The organism is Pseudomonas sp. S09G 359 (assembly GCF_002843605.1).
Lineage (GTDB): Bacteria > Pseudomonadota > Gammaproteobacteria > Pseudomonadales > Pseudomonadaceae > Aquipseudomonas.
Genome location: NZ_CP025263.1, coordinates 1,476,429 through 1,495,865, shown reverse-complemented (window position 1 = coordinate 1,495,865; position 19,437 = coordinate 1,476,429). Strand labels below are relative to the sequence as shown.

General features: G+C 59.5%; 18 protein-coding genes. 3 read left to right on the top strand and 15 right to left on the bottom strand.

Features of this window, described 5'->3' with window-relative positions; translation table 11 throughout:
- Positions 1 to 34: 34 nt before the first annotated feature.
- Positions 35 to 601 (bottom strand): dCTP deaminase, encoded by a 567-nt coding sequence (gene dcd, locus CXQ82_RS06745; RefSeq protein WP_003189215.1) that lies wholly within the window; start codon positions 599 to 601, stop codon positions 35 to 37.
- 389 nt (positions 602 to 990) lie between these two features.
- Here dcd and CXQ82_RS06740 point away from each other — a divergent pair, with 389 nt between their 5' ends.
- A complete protein-coding gene (locus tag CXQ82_RS06740; RefSeq protein WP_002554837.1) occupies positions 991 to 1,200 on the top strand; it encodes a cold-shock protein in 210 nt (69 codons plus the stop codon).
- A 213-nt stretch (positions 1,201 to 1,413) separates the two neighbouring features.
- Here the strand turns inward: CXQ82_RS06740 and rpoS are convergent, their stop codons facing one another.
- The 8 genes from rpoS to CXQ82_RS06700 all read right to left on the bottom strand — a co-directional run bounded on the left by rpoS (position 1,414) and on the right by CXQ82_RS06700 (position 8,533).
- The gene (rpoS, locus tag CXQ82_RS06735) at positions 1,414 to 2,418 is read right to left on the bottom strand and encodes an RNA polymerase sigma factor RpoS (RefSeq protein WP_101267297.1); all 1,005 of its coding nucleotides are present in this window, start codon (positions 2,416 to 2,418) and stop codon (positions 1,414 to 1,416) included.
- 106 nt (positions 2,419 to 2,524) lie between these two features.
- The gene (locus CXQ82_RS06730; RefSeq protein WP_101267295.1) at positions 2,525 to 3,361 is read right to left on the bottom strand and encodes a peptidoglycan DD-metalloendopeptidase family protein; all 837 of its coding nucleotides are present in this window, start codon (positions 3,359 to 3,361) and stop codon (positions 2,525 to 2,527) included.
- Between the two features lie 208 nt (positions 3,362 to 3,569).
- A complete protein-coding gene (locus tag CXQ82_RS06725; RefSeq protein ID WP_177343936.1) occupies positions 3,570 to 4,205 on the bottom strand; it encodes a protein-L-isoaspartate(D-aspartate) O-methyltransferase in 636 nt (211 codons plus the stop codon).
- A gap of 41 nt (positions 4,206 to 4,246) precedes the next feature.
- Positions 4,247 to 4,996 carry a 5'/3'-nucleotidase SurE gene (surE, locus tag CXQ82_RS06720; RefSeq protein ID WP_101267293.1) on the bottom strand — a complete coding sequence of 250 codons (750 nt, stop codon included), beginning with the start codon at positions 4,994 to 4,996 and terminating at the stop codon, positions 4,247 to 4,249.
- Positions 4,984 to 6,042, bottom strand: coding sequence for a tRNA pseudouridine(13) synthase TruD (gene truD / locus CXQ82_RS06715; RefSeq protein ID WP_101267291.1), 1,059 nt, complete (start codon positions 6,040 to 6,042; stop codon positions 4,984 to 4,986). The genes surE and truD overlap by 13 nt, the downstream gene beginning before the upstream one ends.
- Entirely contained in the window at positions 6,039 to 6,512 is a 474-nt protein-coding gene (gene ispF, locus CXQ82_RS06710) for a 2-C-methyl-D-erythritol 2,4-cyclodiphosphate synthase (protein ID WP_012722614.1), read from the bottom strand. Before ispF ends, truD begins: the two co-directional genes overlap by 4 nt.
- 54 nt (positions 6,513 to 6,566) lie before the next feature.
- Positions 6,567 to 7,412, bottom strand: coding sequence for an S-formylglutathione hydrolase (gene fghA / locus CXQ82_RS06705; RefSeq protein WP_101267289.1), 846 nt, complete (start codon positions 7,410 to 7,412; stop codon positions 6,567 to 6,569).
- An 8-nt stretch (positions 7,413 to 7,420) separates the two neighbouring features.
- Positions 7,421 to 8,533, bottom strand: coding sequence for an S-(hydroxymethyl)glutathione dehydrogenase/class III alcohol dehydrogenase (locus tag CXQ82_RS06700; RefSeq protein WP_101267287.1), 1,113 nt, complete (start codon positions 8,531 to 8,533; stop codon positions 7,421 to 7,423).
- Between the two features lie 109 nt (positions 8,534 to 8,642).
- On the opposite strand from CXQ82_RS06700, the gene CXQ82_RS06695 reads away from it, so the two are divergent.
- Together CXQ82_RS06695 and CXQ82_RS06690 are read left to right on the top strand one after the other, a co-directional pair.
- Positions 8,643 to 9,542 carry a LysR substrate-binding domain-containing protein gene (locus CXQ82_RS06695; protein ID WP_101267285.1) on the top strand — a complete coding sequence of 300 codons (900 nt, stop codon included), beginning with the start codon at positions 8,643 to 8,645 and terminating at the stop codon, positions 9,540 to 9,542.
- A gap of 66 nt (positions 9,543 to 9,608) precedes the next feature.
- A complete protein-coding gene (locus tag CXQ82_RS06690) occupies positions 9,609 to 12,656 on the top strand; it encodes a membrane-targeted effector domain-containing toxin (protein WP_101273730.1) in 3,048 nt (1,015 codons plus the stop codon).
- A gap of 1 nt (position 12,657) precedes the next feature.
- Here CXQ82_RS06690 and ispD read toward each other — a convergent pair whose 3' ends face one another.
- From ispD to tilS, 6 genes are all read right to left on the bottom strand, one after another.
- Positions 12,658 to 13,368 (bottom strand): 2-C-methyl-D-erythritol 4-phosphate cytidylyltransferase, encoded by a 711-nt coding sequence (gene ispD, locus CXQ82_RS06685; protein ID WP_101267282.1) that lies wholly within the window; start codon positions 13,366 to 13,368, stop codon positions 12,658 to 12,660.
- Positions 13,365 to 13,643: a cell division protein FtsB gene (gene ftsB / locus CXQ82_RS06680; RefSeq protein ID WP_003172294.1), complete on the bottom strand. Its 279-nt coding sequence runs from the start codon at positions 13,641 to 13,643 to the stop codon at positions 13,365 to 13,367. The genes ispD and ftsB overlap by 4 nt, the downstream gene beginning before the upstream one ends.
- Positions 13,644 to 13,814: 171 nt before the next feature.
- Positions 13,815 to 15,104: a phosphopyruvate hydratase gene (gene eno, locus CXQ82_RS06675; protein WP_003189193.1), complete on the bottom strand. Its 1,290-nt coding sequence runs from the start codon at positions 15,102 to 15,104 to the stop codon at positions 13,815 to 13,817.
- 157 nt (positions 15,105 to 15,261) lie between these two features.
- Positions 15,262 to 16,107: a 3-deoxy-8-phosphooctulonate synthase gene (kdsA, locus tag CXQ82_RS06670; RefSeq protein WP_065877156.1), complete on the bottom strand. Its 846-nt coding sequence runs from the start codon at positions 16,105 to 16,107 to the stop codon at positions 15,262 to 15,264.
- A 5-nt stretch (positions 16,108 to 16,112) separates the two neighbouring features.
- Complete coding sequence (locus CXQ82_RS06665) at positions 16,113 to 17,744, bottom strand: CTP synthase (RefSeq protein ID WP_101267280.1); 1,632 nt, start codon at positions 17,742 to 17,744, stop codon at positions 16,113 to 16,115.
- Positions 17,745 to 18,017: 273 nt separating this feature from the next.
- A complete protein-coding gene (gene tilS, locus CXQ82_RS06660) occupies positions 18,018 to 19,328 on the bottom strand; it encodes a tRNA lysidine(34) synthetase TilS (RefSeq protein WP_101267277.1) in 1,311 nt (436 codons plus the stop codon).
- Between the last annotated feature and the right edge of the window lie 109 nt (positions 19,329 to 19,437).

The following is a 19,437-nucleotide window of genomic DNA, read 5'->3' as shown; positions in this document are numbered from 1 at the left end:
CAGACTAATTCCCTTGGCGTGTAGGACCTTTCGATCAAGCGCGTGGGAGGGTAACGCCGCGCTGGCCCTGGTACTTGCCTGCGCGGTCTTTGTAGGACACTTCACAGGCCTCGTCGGACTGCAGGAACAGCATCTGTGCCACGCCTTCGTTGGCGTAGATTTTCGCCGGCAAAGTGGTGGTGTTGGAGAACTCCAGGGTCACGTGGCCTTCCCACTCCGGCTCAAGCGGCGTCACGTTGACGATAATGCCGCAGCGAGCGTAGGTGCTTTTACCCAGGCAGATGGTCAGCACGTCGCGGGGAATACGGAAGAACTCCACAGTGCGCGCCAGGGCGAAGGAGTTTGGCGGGATGATGCACACGTCGCTTTTAACGTCGACGAAGCTTTTTTCGTCGAAGTTCTTCGGATCGACGATCGCCGAGTTGATGTTGGTGAACACCTTGAACTCATCGGCGCAACGCACATCGTAGCCGTAGCTGGAAACCCCGTAGGAGATCACGCGTTCGTCGCCTTCGCCACGGATCTGGCGCTCTACGAAGGGCTCGATCATGCCGTGCTCTTGCGCCATGCGGCGAATCCACTTGTCCGATTTGATGCTCATGGCGGGTGTCCTGAATAGCGAGGTGGAAAAATTCTGTTGAGCATCTTACCGGGGCCGGCGTTGGGGTTCAAAGGGCATGGGGGATTTGTTGATGAATGCACCACCACCTATAAGCCGCAGCCAGCGGGGCTGGGACCGACGCCCCGTCCGGTAGCGACGGTAAATACCACCGCCAGTCACGAAAATAGAGAAACCTTCTGAAATACCATTGGCACGTCCCGGAAAAAGGGTTAAGGTGGCGCCACTGTGCTGCTTGTGTCACTGAGAATCTCTACACGATATGTTGAATTTCGATCCAACCATCTCCAAGAATTTTTCCTGCTCTTTGCACTCAGTCTCGGCCAGGGCTTTTCCTGAGTCGCAGTTAACTTTGTCCAAGGAGATACACCATGTCTAATCGCCAAACTGGTACCGTTAAGTGGTTCAACGATGAAAAAGGCTTCGGCTTCATCACTCCACAATCCGGTGACGACCTGTTCGTTCACTTCAAAGCTATCCAATCCGACGGCTTCAAAAGCCTGAAAGAAGGCCAACAGGTTTCTTTCATCGCTACCCGCGGTCAGAAAGGCATGCAAGCTGAAGAAGTTCAAGTTATCTAACTTGTACTGACTTAGTCGAAAAAACCCCGCCCTTAAAAGCGGGGGTTTTTTATGCCTGGATTTTGGCCCCGACACCAAAGTAATGCCAGGCACAAAAAAATGTGGGAGGGGGCTTGCCCCCGATGGCGGTGGATCAGTCGATACCTGCATTGACTGACACACCACTATCGGGGGCAAGCCCCCTCCCACATTCAAGCATTCAAGCTGCGTCGCCTATTGGAACAACGACTCACTCGACAATCCGTTCTTCTCCAGGATCTCACGCAAGCGCTTGAGCCCTTCCACTTGGATCTGCCGCACCCGCTCACGGGTCAGGCCGATCTCCAGGCCTACGTCCTCCAGGGTGCTGCTCTCATGGCCACGCAGGCCGAAGCGGCGAATCACCACCTCACGCTGCTTGTCGGTAAGCTCAGACAGCCACTGGTCAATGCTTTGGGAAAGATCATCGTCCTGCAACAGCTCGCAAGGATCTGTAGGGCGATCATCCGTCAGGGTGTCCAGCAGGGTTTTATCCGAATCCGGACCCAGCGAGACATCGACCGAAGACACCCGCTCATTCAGGCCCAGCATACGCTTGACCTCCCCTACCGGTTTTTCCAGCAGGTTGGCGATTTCTTCGGGCGAAGGTTCATGATCGAGTTTTTGTGTCAGCTCACGTGCCGCCCGCAGGTAGACGTTGAGCTCCTTCACCACATGGATCGGCAACCGGATCGTGCGGGTCTGATTCATGATCGCCCGTTCGATGGTCTGGCGGATCCACCAGGTGGCATAGGTTGAGAAGCGGAAGCCGCGCTCAGGGTCGAACTTCTCCACTGCCCGGATCAAGCCCAGGTTGCCTTCCTCGATCAGGTCCAACAGGGATAGCCCACGATTGACGTAGCGTCGGGCGATTTTCACCACCAGGCGCAGGTTGCTTTCAATCATGCGCTTGCGCCCAGCCGGATCGCCCTTTTGCGACAAGCGCGCAAAATGGACTTCTTCTTCAGGGGTAAGCAGAGGGGAAAAGCCGATTTCATTGAGGTACAGCTGGGTCGCGTCGAGCGCCCGTGTGTAATCAATGTATTTGTGTTGCTTTAACGCGGAGGAGTTCTTGGATTTGGTGCGAACTGAAGGTACTGCAGGTCCCTCATTCGACATCGATTCCGTAGCGATACCGGTCTCCATAAGGAGAACCTCATCGTCGATGTCAAACTCCGGCGCTTCTTTACTGAGAGCCATTGTTATAGTCCTTTGGTGAGTTCGACCTCAAGCTCAAGCGACGCCTTTATCCTTGGCAACGCTGGAGCCTGTTCCTTCTACGTGAGGGAACAGGCTGTGCAACACATCAACGACGAGGCAGGAATTGCAGCGGATCTACAGGCTTCCCTTGACGGCGAATCTCAAAGTGCAGTTTCACCCGGTCTGTACCAGTTGACCCCATTTCGGCAATTGTCTGTCCGACTTTGACCTGCTGCCCCTCCCGAACCAACAGCCTACGGTTATGACCGTAAGCACTGACGTAGGTATCGCTGTGTTTGATGATGACCAGCTCGCCGTAGCCCCGTAAACCACTCCCGGCGTACACCACTGTCCCATCAGACGCAGCTAAAACAGGCTGTCCCAAATCCCCGGCGATATCAATGCCTTTATTCAAACTACCGTTTGAAGAGAATTTTCCAATTAACACCCCGTTTGAGGGCCATCCCCAGCCGGTCGGCGCAGGCCCTGCAGGTGGCAGCGGCGCGGGCGCCGGCTTGTTCGCAGGCGCGGGCGCAGCGGTGCCTGCAGGCCGAGTGATGATCGTGGTTTTGCTCGAAGACGAGGGTGAAGATCCGGTATTTGTCACAACTGTCGTAGGCGCTGAACCGGTACGCCCGTCGAAGCGAATCGTCTGACCTGGATGAATGGTGTAAGGCACAGGAATATTGTTACGCGCTGCAAGCGCCTTGTAGTCCCAACCATAACGGAAGGCGATCGAGAACATCGTATCGCCCTTGCGCACGACGTACTGGCCGGTGGTGACTGTAGGTTTTTGCGGTGCGGCACTGTTACGGTCAACGACCCGTGCGCCACTGCTCGGCGAGCTGGAACACCCTACCAACACGGAACTGAAGACAAGGCCAAGCACCAGTCGCTGAAAGCTTGTTTTACTCATACGCTGCGCAAGACCTGTGAGACTCACCCGCCGCTCCCTTTGTGGTGGCTGAACATGAACGCCTGTATCAGGCTTGAAATATGTCGCAAGTATAACTGGGCATTGGCTTTTTACCGGCACGCGAATGAAACGAAACATTCTTCGCGTTAAACACCGCCGCCAATCATGTTGACTTGATAGACCCCGCCGTAAGACACATCCCCACCAGCAGAATTCACTGCCGGTGAATAAATGATCAGGCCAACGGACCGTTCAGCAACGGCACGAACCGGACAGCCCCCAGCACGTGCCGGGAAAAGCCGTCGTCCTCACGGATAATGAGCATCAATTGTTGCACTTCGCCGGAGCCCACCGGGATCACCAGGCGCCCGCCCGGGGCCAGTTGATCGAGCAACGCTTGCGGTACATCGGTGGCCACCGCCGTGACGATGATGCCGTTGTACGGCGCCAGCGCCGGCCAGCCTTCCCAGCCGTCGCCCCAGCGGAACACCACGTTACGCAGGTTCAGCTCCACCAGGCGCTCCTTGGCGCGGTCTTGCAGGACCTTGATGCGCTCCACCGAGAACACCCGCTCCACCAGTTGCGCGAGCACGGCCGTCTGGTAGCCGGAGCCGGTGCCGATTTCCAGCACCTTGTCCAGAGGCCCCGCCGCCAGCAGCAGCTCGCTCATGCGCGCGACCATGTACGGCTGGGAGATGGTCTGGTTATGGCCGATGGGCAATGCCGTGTCTTCATAGGCACGGTGGGCCAGGGCCTCATCGACAAACAGGTGCCGCGGCGTGCGGCGGATCACTTCCAGCACCTGGGCGTTGGACAAGCCCTCTTCGTACAGCCGCTGGATCAAGCGCTCGCGGGTACGCTGGGAGGTCATCCCGATGCCGCGGCGCAGCAGGTCGTCTTGTTCACGAGCCATCAGCGCAGGCCCTCCAGCCATCCATCGAGACCACTGAAGGCGTCACTGAAGGTGCGATCAAGTTGCAATGGAGTAATCGAAACATAACCTTGCATCACCGCGTGAAAGTCCGTGCCCGGGCCGCCGTCTTCAGCGTCGCCGGCTGCGGCGATCCAATAGCCTTCCTTGCCACGCGGATCGACCACCTTCAACGGCGGCTTCGCGCGGGCGCGATGGCCCAGGCGCGTGAGCTGAATGCCGCGAATGTGGTCGAGGGGCAGGTTGGGAATATTGACGTTGAGCACCGTACGCGGCGGCAGCACCAGGGAGCCATGGGCCTCCACCAGCTTACGCGCGAAATAGGCGGCAGTGGCCAGGTTATCCAATTGGCGCGAGGCAAAGGAGAATGCAAACGCAGTCCGCCCCAGGAAGCGCCCTTCGAGGGCCGCCGCTACGGTACCGGAATACAGCACGTCGTCGCCCAGGTTGGCGCCGAGGTTGATGCCCGACACCACCAGGTCCGGCTCATGCTCCAACAGGCTGTTGATGGCCAGGTGCACGCAATCGGTGGGGGTGCCGTTAACGCTGATAAAGCCATTGGCCAGGACCTGCGGGTGCAGCGGACGGTCAAGCGTCAGCGAACTGCTGGCGCCGCTTTTGTCCTGGTCAGGGGCAACCACCACGCACTCGGCATAGTCTTCCAGCGCGGCATAGAGCGCGGCAAGGCCGGGTGCGGTGGCACCGTCATCGTTTGATATCAGAATACGCATGGGTTGTCCGTCTGCCCCACCGGCACCAGATCAACAAGCTCGCGCACCAAGATAGTGGCGAAGCATCCGGCCGGCAGGACGAATTCCAATTGCAGAATGTCCAGCGACGGATAATGCCACGTCAACCCGCCAATGGGCAGTCGCAGAATGCGACGTTCCTGGCTCATGCCGGCATTCACCAGCCAATCGCGCAGGTCGGCCTCACTGGCCGCGACTGCTTGCTCAAGCGCGTGGGTTGCACCCGTGGCCGGCGAGTCGCCCTCGCCCCACTGCGGGCCGGTGGGGTGCAGGTCCAGGATCGCCAGGCGTGGGTCGCTGCATTCAGCCTCCCCCGCCGGGAAAAAACTGCGGCTGTCGGTAAACGCCAGCAGGTCGCCGACCTGGGCGCGCTGCCAGGAACCATCGGCCACGCGTGCCGCCAGCACCTTGTTGAACAGGTAGCTGCGCGCGGTGGACAGCAACCGCGAACGCACATTGCGCTGCTCCGGCAAGGCTTTGCGCGCGGCCCATTCACGGGCATCGACGACATTGCCACCGTTGTGGCCGAAACGCTGGGCGCCGAAATAGTTGGGAATGCCGTGTTGTGCAATCAGTTGCAACCGCGCGTCGATGGCGGCGGTATCACCGGCCAACTGGGTCAGGCGCAAGGTGAAACCATTGGCTGAATGCGCGCCGCGTTGCAGCTTGCGTTTATGCCGGGCGGTCTTGAGGATCTTGAGGGTGTCGTTTTCCGCGCCGCTCATGTCCGGGTCGGCCTTGCCCGGCAGTTGCACACTGAACCACTGGCGGGTCAACGCCTGGCGATCCTTGAGCCCGGCATAGCTGACGGTGCGCAGCGGCACGCCGGCGGCCTTGGCTATCCGACGCGCAGCCTCTTCGGTATTCAGACCGCGCTTCTCGACCCACAGCCACAGGTGCTCACCCTCGCCGGTCAGCGGGATATCCAGCACTTCATCAACCTGGAAATCTTCAGCCGTGGCCTTCAGTACCGCGCTGCCCAGGGCCTCGCCATAGGCCCGCGGGCCCAGCAGTTGCAGGTCATTCATGCGCGCAGCAACAAGGCGACGGAGTGCACCGCGATGCCCTCTTCACGACCGGTAAACCCGAGCTTTTCGGTGGTGGTGGCTTTCACGTTGACTTGATCCAATTCAATTTGCAGGTCTGCGGCAATCAGCGCGCGCATCGATTCGATATGGGGCGCCATTTTCGGCGCCTGGGCCACGATGGTGTTGTCGACGTTGCCGACCTTCCACCCCTTGGCGTGGATCAGGCCGACCACATGGCGCAGCAGCACACGGCTGTCCGCGCCCTTGAAAGTCGGGTCGGTGTCCGGAAAGTGCTTGCCGATATCCCCCAGCGCCGCTGCGCCGAGCAAGGCATCGCTCAAGGCGTGCAACACGACGTCGCCGTCGGAATGAGCGAGCAACCCATGGTGGTGTGCAATGCGCACGCCGCCCAGGGTGATGAAATCGCCTTCAGCGAAACGGTGCACATCGTAGCCGTGGCCAATACGCATAAAAAAACGCCCCGATTTAATTCAGGGCGTGATTCTACCTACTTTTGCCTCACATTAACCGAGCAAAGCACGACCATGGTGTCGCAAATGGTCCTCGATGAAGCTGGCGATAAAGAAGTAGCTGTGGTCATAGCCGGGCTGCAGGCGCAGTTCCAGCGGATGGTTGGCCGCCTTGGCCGCTTGCATCAGGGCCTCAGGCTTGAGCTGTACGGCGAGGAAGTCGTCGCGGTCGCCCTGGTCCACCAGCAATGGCAGTTTTTCCGAGGCTTCGCTGATCAGCACGCAGGCATCCCACTCGCGCCATTTAGCGCGCTCTTCGCCCAGGTAACGGGAGAAGGCTTTCTGGCCCCACGGGCAATCCATCGGGTTGTTGATCGGCGAAAACGCCGACACCGACTGATAACGCCCCGGGTTGCGCAAGGCACACACCAGCGCCCCGTGACCGCCCATGGAGTGGCCGCTGATACCGCGCTTATCCGAAGCCGGGAAATGCGCCTCAACCAAAGCAGGCAATTCCTGCACCACGTAGTCATGCATCCGATAATGCTTGGCCCAGGGTTCCTGCGTGGCATTCAGGTAGAAGCCGGCGCCCAGGCCGAAATCCCAGGCATTGTCCGGGTCACCCGGCACGCCAGGGCCACGGGGGCTGGTGTCGGGTGCAACGATGATCAACCCCAGCTCGGCGGCCATGCGCTGGGCGCCGGCTTTCTGCATGAAGTTTTCATCGGTGCAGGTCAGCCCGGACAGCCAGTACAGCACCGGCAACTTGCCGCCCTGCTCCGCTTGCGGCGGCAGGTAGACGGCGAAAGTCATGTCGCAACCGAGTACATCGGAGTGATGTTTATAGCGTTTATGCCAGCCGTCGAAGCTCTTCTGGCACGACAGGTTTTCCAGACTCATGGCCGACCTCAGAAGTGGATGACGGTACGAATGCTCTTGCCTTCATGCATCAGGTCAAACGCTTTGTTGATGTCTTCCAGGCCCATGGTGTGGGTGATGAAAGTATCCAGCGGGATCTCGCCGGTCTGGGCCATTTCCACGTAGCTTGGCAATTCGCTGCGGCCGCGCACACCACCGAACGCCGAACCGCGCCAGACGCGGCCGGTCACCAGCTGGAATGGGCGCGTGGCGATTTCCTGGCCAGCACCGGCAACGCCGATGATCACCGACTCGCCCCAGCCTTTGTGGCAGCACTCGAGGGCAGCGCGCATCAGTTGCACATTGCCGATGCACTCGAAGGAAAAGTCCACGCCGCCGTCGGTCAAGTCGACGATCACGTCCTGGATCGGGCGGTCGTAGTCTTTCGGGTTGATGCAGTCGGTGGCGCCCAATTGCTTGGCAATTTCAAACTTGGCCGGGTTGATATCGATGGCGATGATGCGGCCAGCCTTGGCCTTGACCGCACCGATGATGGCCGACAGGCCAATACCGCCGAGGCCGAAGATGGCCACGGTGTCGCCCGGCTTGACCTTGGCGGTGTTGATCACTGCACCGATGCCGGTGGTCACGCCGCAACCCAGCAGGCAGACTTTTTCCAGGGGCGCTTCTTTAGGAATCTTGGCCACGGAAATTTCCGGCAACACGGTGTACTCGGAGAAAGTCGAGGTACCCATGTAATGGAAAATCGGCTGGCCCTTGTAGGAGAAACGCGTGGTGCCGTCTGGCATCAGGCCTTTGCCTTGGGTAGAGCGAATGGCCTGGCACAGGTTGGTCTTGCCCGACAGGCAGAATTTGCACTTGCCGCATTCCGGCGTGTACAGCGGGATCACATGGTCGCCGACCGCCACCGAAGTCACGCCCTCGCCAATGGCTTCAACTACCGCACCGCCTTCATGGCCGAGGATCGACGGGAAGATACCCTCCGGATCGGCGCCCGACAGGGTGTAGGCGTCGGTGTGGCACACGCCGGACGCGACCACCCGCAGCAGCACTTCGCCAGCCTTGGGCATGGCGACATCCACTTCAACGATCTCGAGGGGCTTCTTGGCTTCGAAGGCTACGGCGGCGCGGGACTTGATCATCCGGGTTTCTCCATGGAGTAAAAAACTGAGACCGGCAGTGTAAAACACTGCCAACTGATTAATAATCGGACCAAAAGCAAAACATTATTGCTGTATAGGGACAATCATCATGCTGGAGAACCGCTGGGAAGGTATCGACGAATTTGTCGCCGTGGCCGAATGCTGCCAATTCACGGCAGCGGCGGAACGTTTAGGGGTGTCGTCGTCGCACATCAGCCGCCAGGTAGCGCGCCTCGAAGAACGTTTGCAGACGCGCTTACTGTATCGCAGCACCCGACGCGTCACGCTGACGGAGGCCGGGCAGACCTTTTTGCAACATTGCCAGCGCCTGCAGGATGGCCGCGAGGAAGCCCTGCGTGCCGTGGGCGACCTGGCCAGCGAGCCCAAGGGCATGTTGCGCATGACCTGCGCGGTGGCTTACGGCGAACGGTTTATCGTGCCGCTGGTGACACGCTTTATGGGCCGGTATCCGCAATTGCGGGTGGACGTGGAACTGAGCAACCGCCAGCTGGACCTGGTACATGAGGGCCTCGACCTGGCTATTCGTCTGGGGCGCCTCGCCGACTCGCGCATGGTTGCCACTCGCCTGGCGCCACGGCGCATGTACCTGTGCGCATCGCCCTCCTACCTTGAACGGTATGGCCGCCCACACAGTTTGTCGGAGCTGAGCCGGCACAATTGCCTGATCGGCAGTTCGGATATCTGGCAACTGGAACAGGACGGGAGGGAATTTTCCCAACGCGTACAAGGAAACTGGCGCTGCAACAGTGGACAGGCTGTGCTGGATGCGGCACTCCAGGGCGTCGGCCTGTGCCAGTTACCCGATTATTACGTGCTGGAACACTTGAAAAGCGGCACCCTGGTGTCGCTGCTGGAAGGTCACCAGCCGCCAAACACGGCCGTTTGGGCGCTTTACCCGCAACAACGCCATCTGTCGCCAAAAGTACGCAAGCTGGTGGAGTTTCTCAAAGAGGGCCTGGCGCAACATGCGGTCTACACCACCATATAGATAACGCCCTGCCCTTAGCCGTTTGCCTGCAAATACATGCAGTTTCCACTGCACGAAGGCAAGCAGATGAGCACCAATACCCCACAGATTCAACGTACCAACCACTTTGTCCGCAAGGTGCTGGCCGACTTCCCGGTGCCCGGCGAAATCGCCGCCCGACTGATTCGCGAGCGCGCGCAACCGTTCAGCAACGAAGAGCTGGACCCTGATAACACCCTGCTGGTCACCCTCGAATACAACACCGACAACCCCGATGCCCCCTTCACCGCCGCCATCGTCCAGTCAATGACCTTGACCGAGGCGATGATCGCCAACGCTCCGCCGGCTCCTGGCGGCCTGGTTAACATCACCGGGTTTTCCATGACCGCGCCTTATTTCACGATTGTCCCCGAGTTACCGCGCCTGATGGATAACCGGATTCCAGCAATGTTCAACGAGGAGTTCATTGCTGCCGGCTGGATCGCACCCCGTCGCTATGAAGCGATTTACCTGCGCAGCGAGCCGCAGGCTTACGGGCCAAGCACCCAACTGGGCATCTCCCCGCAAACCTTTCGCAATGTCGTGCAATCGAGCAATTTCGAACAGGTTTACAGCGAGGCCATCACGGCGTTCTGGGACAAGCACCAGGAAAACTACAAAACCCTGATGCGTATGTCCTTTATCGAAGGCTATCTGAATCAATTCGACGAATTCACCCTGACCGATGAGGAGCGCAGGTTGGCAGCGCGGGCGGCGGGCGTCGCCAACACCAAGGACTTCAGCAACTTGTCCCTTGAAGACCTGCAGGCGCCGTATGTCCTGGATAAAAATCTGTCTATGCGTCTGCTGCGCATCCATACCCGCGAAGCCACCGACATTCTCACCATCACCGACAACCAGAGCCAGGTCACCCTGCTTTACATTCCGGGCAACTCTTCGCCGTTTCACGGTTTTGTTGACCCGGCATCCATGCGCAAATGGCTGGTGAGCATGGCCAAAACAGCCAACCAACGTAAAGCGCTGACTAACCATTTCGAAGCCGAAACCGTCGACTCCGGGTTGATTTACAGCGGCGTCGAGGAGGCCTTGGTCGGTATGGCGGCCTTTCCTGGCCCCGCGCCGAAGTCCGGCTTTTTCAATAGTTTGCTGCCAGCCACCTATTGGGACCCGGACCAATACATCAACAGTGCCATGTACCCGGCGCTGAACGGCAACCCTTTCGACTATATAACCCGACAGGTCAAGGCACGTATCAGCAAGCTGATGGCGCGCACCCTTGTCTCGCCCCTGGATACCCACAAAGCCAACACCCTCGACGCCCTGGAAAAAGGCTGCCTGCTGGCGATCCCCTTAGCCCTCGCCATGCGATCAGCCCTGCTCGCGGAGTTTTGCTTCCTGACGCAGGGCATCACCGAGATGGCAATTGGTACCGACGACATACTGAAAGGCAAACCCATGGGTACAGAACGGATTATCTTCGGCGCTCTGAACGCAATGCCCGTGGTCGTCCACGGTATCGGCACCCAGGCCGCCGCCACCCTCAACAGCTTGCGCAGCCAACTGGGCAAGGCTGTCCGCCAGGTGAGCGGCAATATCAAGGTCAATGTCGTCGCCAGCAGTTCGACACAAGCGCAGGAGCCGGGCCGGGTACTGAATACACGGCCCAAACCCAGCGGCTTGCAAACCGTGAGAATCCTCGGCGAATCGTTTATTACCTACCTCACCCCCAACGAAAGCGGCTTTTTCGAACTGTTCATGAGCGAGACGCAAACCCCATTGACGATCCACGCTACCGGGCTCTTCGCCATCCAGAGCCCTGACTTGAAATGGCGGATAGCGGGGCTGAGCGGTGGTGGTGCGTTTCGCAACGGCTGGCAGCGCATTTACCGTTTTTTTGGCGGCCCGGCCCATTCAAGCTTGTTCAACGCCTATGAAATGCCTACCCCGTTGCGCGAAACCATATCGGGCATGATGAGCGACAGCAGTTCGTTTTCCGAAGACTTCGAACCGCTGGGTAGCGAGCAGCAGCCGCTCAGAAATGCTCGCAACCTGTTCTTTGAGAAAAGAAACAAGTTGGACCAAGACTCGACGGCCTTTTTTAACAACCGCACGCTGCCCCCGGTACGACCGGTGCTGCCGAGTTTCAATGTCGACGAGCCCCAAACCAGCATCATCCACAAACTGTTGAGTGCCAGCGATGGGCTGGTATTGGGCGAAAGTCACGATGCGCTGTCGAGCAAGGCTTTTCTGATGGACAACATGCAGGCGCTGGCGCGAGAAGGGGTCAAGCGGATCTATTTCGAGCACCTGCTGACGGACGTCCACACGCCGCTGATCAAGCTGTTCTACCGTTCCAGGACGGCAGCCATGTCGGATGAATTGAGAAGCTACCTGAGGGGCATTTATCCGCCTCGCAGCGACAGCCATTATTCGTTTCTGAATATTCTGATCAAAGCCAGGGAGGCCGGGATCAAGATCCAGCCCATCGACTGCACCGCCAGCTACATGATCAGGGACATGACCGACGCCAATGGCACGTTGCGCCAGCGAATGATGAATTTCTACGCGACCGAGGTGATTCAATGGGTCCAGACCACCAAGCGCCATCCGGGGAAGTGGGTCGCGCTGGTGGGCGACAGCCATACCAACACCTATCGGGGCATTCCTGGCGTGGCCGAGTTGACCGGTGGTATCGGCCTGCGAATCGAGGATGCGCGCGTCGGGCATCGGTTGGGGATCGAGGCCGACCCAGGTCGAACCTCAAGCATGGGGATTGGCAAAGGTAACGCGACGGTCAAGGCCGATTTTGTATTACGGGTGGATGCCGCCTCACTGCAAAGGCCGGCGCAAGCACTACCTGGCCCGTCACATAGCCTGGTGTTGCTGAACACGCCTGACTCACAGCTGAGCAAACCCGGGCAGTTTTTGCTGTCGGCCGCCACAGGCACAATGCCGGCGAAAATTCTCTACCGATCACGTCGGGGCAATATCCAAAGCATTACGATCAATCAGGCCGACACACGGTTTTCCATCAACGTACCGGGTTGGTCGATTGATCAAAAACCTTTCAATACCCTGCAAGCCTTGGTGGATACCTTGAAAACCCGGCCCGGCGTGGAACAGGTGCCCGGCTGAATCAAACGGACTGGCCGGCCCGACGCTGACGCAGCCATTCGAGGTCTTCCGGGCGGGTGACCTTGATATTGTCGGAGCGGCCCTCGATCAGGCGCGGCGCGTGCCCGGCCCATTCCATGGCCGAGGCTTCGTCGGTGATCACCACGTCGGAGACCAAGCTGTCGGCCAGGGCCTGATGCAAGGCGCCCAGGCGGAACATCTGCGGGGTGTAGGCCTGCCAGATTTCGCTGCGATCGATGGTTTGCGCTACCCGACCATGCTTGTCGGCACGCTTTAGAGTGTCCCGCGCCGGCACTGCCAACAGCCCGCCGACTGCATCGTTGGCCAGCTCATCGAGCAACGTGTCGAGGTCATCGCGACTGAGGTTGGGCCGCGCCGCGTCGTGGACCAGCACCCAATCGTCATCGCTGGCGCCCTGTGCATGCAGGTACAACAAAGCGTTCAGCACCGAACCCGAGCGCTCTGCGCCGCCATCCACCCGCACGATACGCGGGTCGGTGGCGCAGGCCAGGGTTGGCCAATAGGGGTCATCCACAGCAACGCTGACCACCAGCCCCTTGAGGCCGGGGTGGTCGAGAAAACAGCCAAGGCTGTGTTCAAGAATAGTGCGCCCGCCCAGCTGCAAGTATTGCTTGGGACGGTCCGCGGCCATACGGGCACCGACGCCCGCGGCAGGAATCACGGCCCAGAAGGCCGGTGACGAAAGACTCATTGGGCCAACTGGTAGAGGGTTTCGCCCTCCTTGACCATGCCCAGTTCATGACGGGCCCGCTCTTCAACGGTCTCCGTACCTTTTTTCAGCTCAAGCACTTCGGCATCGAGGACGCGGTTGCGCTCCAGCAGGCGTTCGTTTTCGGCGTGCTGGTCGGCAATTTGCTGGGTCAGGTCTTTTACCTGCGCAAAGCTGCCATTACCCACCCATAGGCGGTATTGCAGGCCAGCCAGCAACAAGAGCAAGACGAGGAACAACCAATTGGGACTGCGCATCGAATATCGGGTATCCAGTGAAAAAAGACAGCCATGCAAAACTTTTGAAGCAACTGATAGCACGAAGCCTGGATGAACCAGGCTTGTGCTAGGTAGCCATCAGATTAGCGCCGAAATCCGCTCTCTCGAGCTTTTCGCGACGCACTCCGTCGGCTTTTTACCCTTTAGCAATCAGCCGCGAAACTCACCCCGACCGTTGTACTTGGCTTTGCCGGCCAGTTGCTCTTCGATACGCAGCAATTGGTTGTACTTGGAAACGCGGTCGGAACGGCACAGCGAGCCGGTCTTGATCTGGCCAGCCGAAGTGCCCACGGCCAGGTCGGCAATGGTCGAATCTTCGGTTTCGCCGGAGCGGTGCGAGATCACCGCGGTGTAGCCCGCAGCCTTGGCCATCTGGATGGCTTCCAGGGTTTCGGTCAGGGTGCCGATCTGGTTGAACTTGATCAGGATCGAGTTGGCGATCTTCTTGTCGATGCCCTCTTTCAGGATCTTGGTGTTGGTCACGAACAGGTCGTCACCCACCAGCTGGATTTTCTCGCCGATCTTGTCAGTGAGGATTTTCCAGCCATCCCAGTCGGACTCGTCCAGGCCGTCTTCGATCGAGATGATCGGATAGCGCTGGGTCAGACCCTTGAGGTATTCAGCGAAACCTTCGGAGTTGAACACCTGGCCTTCGCCGGACAGGTTGTATTTACCGTCCTCGTAGAACTCGCTCGCCGCGCAGTCCAGGGCCAGGGTCACGTCGGTGCCCAGCTTGTAGCCAGCGTTGGCCACGGCTTCGGAGATCACTTTCAGTGCATCTTCGTTGGACGCCAGGTTCGGTGCAAAACCGCCTTCGTCACCCACGGCAGTGCTCAGGCCACGGGCCTTCAGTACAGCCTTGAGGTGATGGAAAATCTCGGTGCCCATGCGCAGGCCTTCGGAGAAGGACTTGGCGCCAACCGGCTGCACCATGAATTCCTGGATGTCGACGTTGTTATCAGCGTGCTCGCCACCGTTGATGATGTTCATCATCGGCACCGGCATCGAGTAGACACCCGGGGTACCGTTGAGGTTGGCGATGTGAGCGTACAGCGGCAGGTCCTGGTCCTGGGCAGCGGCCTTGGCAGCAGCCAGGGACACGGCGAGGATGGCGTTGGCGCCCAGGCTGCCTTTGTTTTCGGTGCCGTCGAGCTTGATCATCGCGTGGTCCAGGGCTTTCTGGTCCAGCGGGTCCTTGCCCAGCAACAGGTCACGGATTGGGCCATTGATGTTGGCTACAGCCTTGAGTACACCCTTGCCCAGGTAACGGCTCTTGTCGCCATCACGCAGTTCCAGCGCTTCGCGCGAACCGGTGGAAGCACCGGACGGCGCGCAGGCGCTGCCGATGATGCCGTTATCGAGAAGCACGTCGGCTTCGACGGTGGGGTTGCCACGGGAGTCGAGAACTTCACGACCTTTGATGTCGACGATTTTTGCCATTGTTGTAAACACTCCAAAGTTGACGAAAACGACGCAGCTGAAGGGAAACTTTTGACCGACCGCAAGGGTGGAACAACGGGGCAGGCTTGCAGGCGACAAGGCCCAGGCCCGTGGGCCTGAGCATAAAACGTGGGAAAGTCTACCGGAGAAACGATGCTTACGCGGTCTCTACCGTCGGAAAACTCTTGACCAGTTCGTCCAATTGCTTGAGCTGGGCCAGGAATGGCTCCAGCTTGTCCAGGCGCAGGGCGCATGGGCCGTCACATTTGGCGTTATCCGGGTCCGGGTGGGCTTCCAGGAACAAGCCCGCCAGGGACTGGCTGAGGCCAGCCTTGGCCAGGTCGAGCACCTGGGCACGACGCCCGCCAGCGGAATCGGCGCGACCACCGGGCATTTGCAGCGCGTGGGTCACATCGAAGAACACCGGGTATTCGAACTGTTTCATGATGCCGAAACCGAGCATGTCGACCACGAGGTTGTTATAGCCGAAGCTCGAACCGCGCTCACAGAGGATCAACTGGTCGTTACCCGCTTCCACGCATTTGTTCAGGATGTGTTTCATTTCCTGGGGCGCGAGGAACTGGGCTTTCTTGATATTGATCACAGCGCCGGTCTTGGCCATGGCGACCACGAGGTCGGTCTGGCGCGACAGGAAGGCCGGCAACTGGATGATGTCGCACACCTCGGCGACCACGGCAGCCTGCTCAGGCTCGTGGACGTCGGTGATGATCGGCACGCCAAAGGCTTGCTTGATGTCCTGGAAGATCCGCATGCCTTCTTCAAGGCCCGGGCCGCGATAGGAGGTCACGGACGAACGGTTGGCCTTGTCGAAGCTGGCCTTGAATACATAGGGGATACCGAGTTTCTCGGTGACCTTGACGTACTCTTCACAGACCTGCATCGCCATGTCGCGGCTTTCCAGCACGTTCATGCCGCCGAACAGCACCATGGGCTTGTCGTTGGCAATCTCGATGTCGCCTACGCGAATGATCTTCTGGGCCATCAGGTTTACGCCTTCTTCTGATGTTGCGTCAGTGCTGCTTTGACAAAACCGCTGAACAACGGGTGACCGTCGCGCGGCGTCGAGGTGAACTCTGGGTGGAACTGGCAGGCCACGAACCATGGATGATCCGGCGCCTCGACCACTTCAACCAATGCGCCATCACCGGAGCGACCGGAGATTTTCAGGCCAGCCTCTTTGATTTGCGGCAGCAGGTTGTTGTTCACTTCGTAGCGGTGACGGTGACGCTCGACAATCACATCCTTGCCGTAGCAGTCGTGAACCAGCGAACCCGGCTCCAGCAGGCAATCCTGCGCGCCGAGGCGCATGGTGCCGCCCAGGTCGGAGGTTTCGGTGCGGGTTTCAACGGCGCCGGTGGCGTCTTCCCACTCGGTGATCAAGCCCACGACCGGGTGGCCGCTCTTGCTGTCGAACTCGGTGGAGTTGGCGTCTTTCCAGCCCAGCACGTTACGGGCGAACTCGATAACGGCCACTTGCATACCCAGGCAGATACCCAGGTACGGCACCTTGTTCTCACGAGCGTACTGCACGGCAGTGATCTTGCCTTCCACGCCACGCAGGCCGAAACCGCCTGGAACGAGGATCGCATCAACACCTTCGAGCAGCGCGGTGCCCTGGTTCTCGATGTCTTCGGAATCGATGTAGCGCAGGTTGACCTTGGTACGGTTGCTGATACCGGCGTGGCTCATCGCTTCGATCAGCGACTTGTACGCGTCCAGCAGCTCCATGTACTTGCCGACCATGGCGATGGTGACTTCATGCTCAGGGTTGAGCTTGGCGTCGACCACAGCTTCCCACTCGGACAGGTCCGCGCCGTTGCACTGCAGGCCGAAACGCTCGACGACAAAATCATCCAGGCCTTGCGAATGCAGGATGCCCGGGATCTTGTAGATGGTGTCGGCGTCTTCCAGGGCGATCACCGCACGTTCTTCAACGTTGGTAAACTGCGCGATCTTGCGACGCGACGAGATGTCGATCGGGTGATCCGAGCGGCACACCAGCACGTCCGGCTGCAGGCCGATGGAACGCAGTTCCTTGACCGAGTGCTGGGTTGGCTTGGTTTTGGTTTCGCCGGCGGTGGCGATGTACGGCACCAATGTGAGGTGCATCAGCATCGCGCGCTTGGCGCCGACTTCGAAACGCAACTGGCGGATGGCTTCGAGGAACGGTTGGGATTCGATGTCACCCACGGTGCCACCGATCTCGACCATTGCCACGTCGGCATCGCCTGCACCCTTGATGATGCGGCGCTTGATTTCATCGGTGATGTGCGGGATCACCTGGATGGTTGCACCCAGGTAGTCACCACGGCGCTCTTTGCGCAGCACGTGCTCGTAGACACGGCCGGTGGTGAAGTTGTTGTTCTGGGTCATGGTCGTGCGGATGAACCGCTCGTAGTGGCCCAGGTCCAGGTCAGTCTCGGCGCCGTCGTGGGTGACGAACACTTCACCGTGCTGGAACGGGCTCATGGTGCCCGGGTCAACGTTGATGTACGGGTCCAGCTTGAGCATGGTGACCTTAAGTCCCCGCGCCTCCAGGATGGCCGCCAATGAAGCGGAGGCAATGCCTTTCCCCAATGAAGAAACAACACCGCCCGTGACGAATATGTAGCGCGTCATGAAAAACCCTAGAAGTCTGCGTTAAAGCGGTCCGAGCCGCCGGGGAAAGCGAAGGAAGGCCGAAGCCCCCGATCACCTGCATTAATCACAGTGCACCTTTCAAAAAAACCGCCGCGTGGTGACAGACCAGCAATGAAACACCGGTACGTTGATCGCTACACATTTTTTGGAATCGCCCAGCAAAGACTGCTTGGTAATCGGCAACTGCTGCGATTCAGGAGAATCCACAGAAGTTGTATCAAGAAGGGAGCGTAGTCTACCGGAAAGGCTCTATCAGCTCAAACCTTGATCGCAGGTCTGTGGCATCCAATGTAATTGCCAGCCATCCGCCGGCATCGGCCATAGCCCCGAAAGGCTTGGGACAGCCAGTAATTGCTCGCCCTGATAGAGCAGCGGCAATCTGCCACGGACGCAGCCCGGCAAGCCACTTTCATTCAGTAGACGCTTCAGGTCACGCCGGCCGCGACCGGGCACGTCGATAATCTCACCCCCTTGTCGATAACGGATCACCAGCGGACCTTCAGGGGCGTTGCCGATAAATCTCAGCCGACCATTGCCAGGTAACTCTAGTGGGTTTTGCGGATCGGGCCAGCTCAGCGTTGCGTCGGAAAATTCCGACCAAGTGGAAGGCACCCACCAGATACGCTCGCCACACCGGTGTAAATCCCCATCAGCCAAGCGCCATACGGGCTGAGCATCGCCCTTGGCATCGCGCAGGGAATACCAACTGGCCCAGTGGTCGCTGTCGGGTAGACGGGTCAGCGGGTTCAGCCAGTGGCGTAAGGCGTTGCGCTGGCGGGCGTCGGAAAGCTCGCGCAATGGCGCCAGGGCCAAGGACGGCAAAGGCAGCCACGGAAACGGCGAAGGCTGATCGGCGGCCTGCAAGTCCAATAGCGCCAACTCATCGAGCAGGCCCTGGGCCTCGCTCAGGTGTTCGGCACTACGGGCCAGGCTTGATAGCGCTTGCGGCCAGCGCTCGGTCAGCGCCGGGAGCACGCGATGGCGCAAGTAGTTACGCGAAAACCGTGGGTCGGCGTTGGAAGGGTCTTCGATCCACTGCAACTGGTGTTCGCCGGCGTAGGCTTCCAGTTCAACGCGCGAGGTACCCAGCAACGGCCGCACCAAGAGCCCGGCCGCCAATGGGCGATGAACGGGCATCGCCGCCAACCCGCGCACACCTGCCCCACGCAACAGGCGGAACAACAGGGTTTCGGCCTGATCGTCGCGATGTTGCCCTGTCAGTATCACCTCCCCTTCCCCAACGACCGCGCTGAAGGCCTGATAGCGCGCATCGCGGGCGGCACGCTCAAGGCTTGCGCCGGGCTGCACCTGCACGCGCAGCACCTGCAGGGGCACGCCCAGGCTGTCACATATCACTTGGCAATGACTTGGCCAGGCATCGGCGGCAGCCTGCAGCCCGTGGTGAACATGCACAGCACGCAGAGGTGGAATGTTTGGCAGAGAGGCCAGGAGATGCAGCAGGACAGTGGAATCGAGCCCGCCAGAAAAGGCGACATGCCAGACCGGGGCGTTGCGCCAGGGGGCGAGGGTTTGCAGAAGTTTGGCGGTCAAGAGGCGCTTCATCGAAAAATACCGCCATCAATCTGGAATGCGACAACCCAGCATACACAAAGCAAATGTGGGAGGGGGCATGCCCCCGATAGCGGCGGGCCAGTCACCCGATAGGTTGACT

Bases quoted from the DNA above. Each gene is read 5' to 3' on its own strand.
- surE (WP_101267293.1), bottom strand. From the start codon at position 4,996: ATGCGTATTCTGATATCAAACGATGACGGTGCCACCGCACCCGGCCTT.
- kdsA (WP_065877156.1), bottom strand. From the start codon at position 16,107: ATGGCCCAGAAGATCATTCGCGTAGGCGACATCGAGATTGCCAACGAC.
- dcd (WP_003189215.1), bottom strand. From the start codon at position 601: ATGAGCATCAAATCGGACAAGTGGATTCGCCGCATGGCGCAAGAGCAC.
- ispF (WP_012722614.1), bottom strand. From the start codon at position 6,512: ATGCGTATTGGCCACGGCTACGATGTGCACCGTTTCGCTGAAGGCGAT.
- CXQ82_RS06725 (WP_177343936.1), bottom strand. From the start codon at position 4,205: ATGACCTCCCAGCGTACCCGCGAGCGCTTGATCCAGCGGCTGTACGAA.
- ftsB (WP_003172294.1), bottom strand. From the start codon at position 13,643: ATGCGCAGTCCCAATTGGTTGTTCCTCGTCTTGCTCTTGTTGCTGGCT.
- rpoS (WP_101267297.1), bottom strand. From the start codon at position 2,418: ATGGCTCTCAGTAAAGAAGCGCCGGAGTTTGACATCGACGATGAGGTT.
- CXQ82_RS06700 (WP_101267287.1), bottom strand. From the start codon at position 8,533: ATGATCAAGTCCCGCGCCGCCGTAGCCTTCGAAGCCAAGAAGCCCCTC.
- truD (WP_101267291.1), bottom strand. From the start codon at position 6,042: ATGAATGACCTGCAACTGCTGGGCCCGCGGGCCTATGGCGAGGCCCTG.
- CXQ82_RS06695 (WP_101267285.1), top strand. From the start codon at position 8,643: ATGCTGGAGAACCGCTGGGAAGGTATCGACGAATTTGTCGCCGTGGCC.
- ispD (WP_101267282.1), bottom strand. From the start codon at position 13,368: ATGAGTCTTTCGTCACCGGCCTTCTGGGCCGTGATTCCTGCCGCGGGC.
- tilS (WP_101267277.1), bottom strand. From the start codon at position 19,328: ATGAAGCGCCTCTTGACCGCCAAACTTCTGCAAACCCTCGCCCCCTGG.
- fghA (WP_101267289.1), bottom strand. From the start codon at position 7,412: ATGAGTCTGGAAAACCTGTCGTGCCAGAAGAGCTTCGACGGCTGGCAT.
- CXQ82_RS06665 (WP_101267280.1), bottom strand. From the start codon at position 17,744: ATGACGCGCTACATATTCGTCACGGGCGGTGTTGTTTCTTCATTGGGG.
- CXQ82_RS06690 (WP_101273730.1), top strand. From the start codon at position 9,609: ATGAGCACCAATACCCCACAGATTCAACGTACCAACCACTTTGTCCGC.
- eno (WP_003189193.1), bottom strand. From the start codon at position 15,104: ATGGCAAAAATCGTCGACATCAAAGGTCGTGAAGTTCTCGACTCCCGT.
- CXQ82_RS06740 (WP_002554837.1), top strand. From the start codon at position 991: ATGTCTAATCGCCAAACTGGTACCGTTAAGTGGTTCAACGATGAAAAA.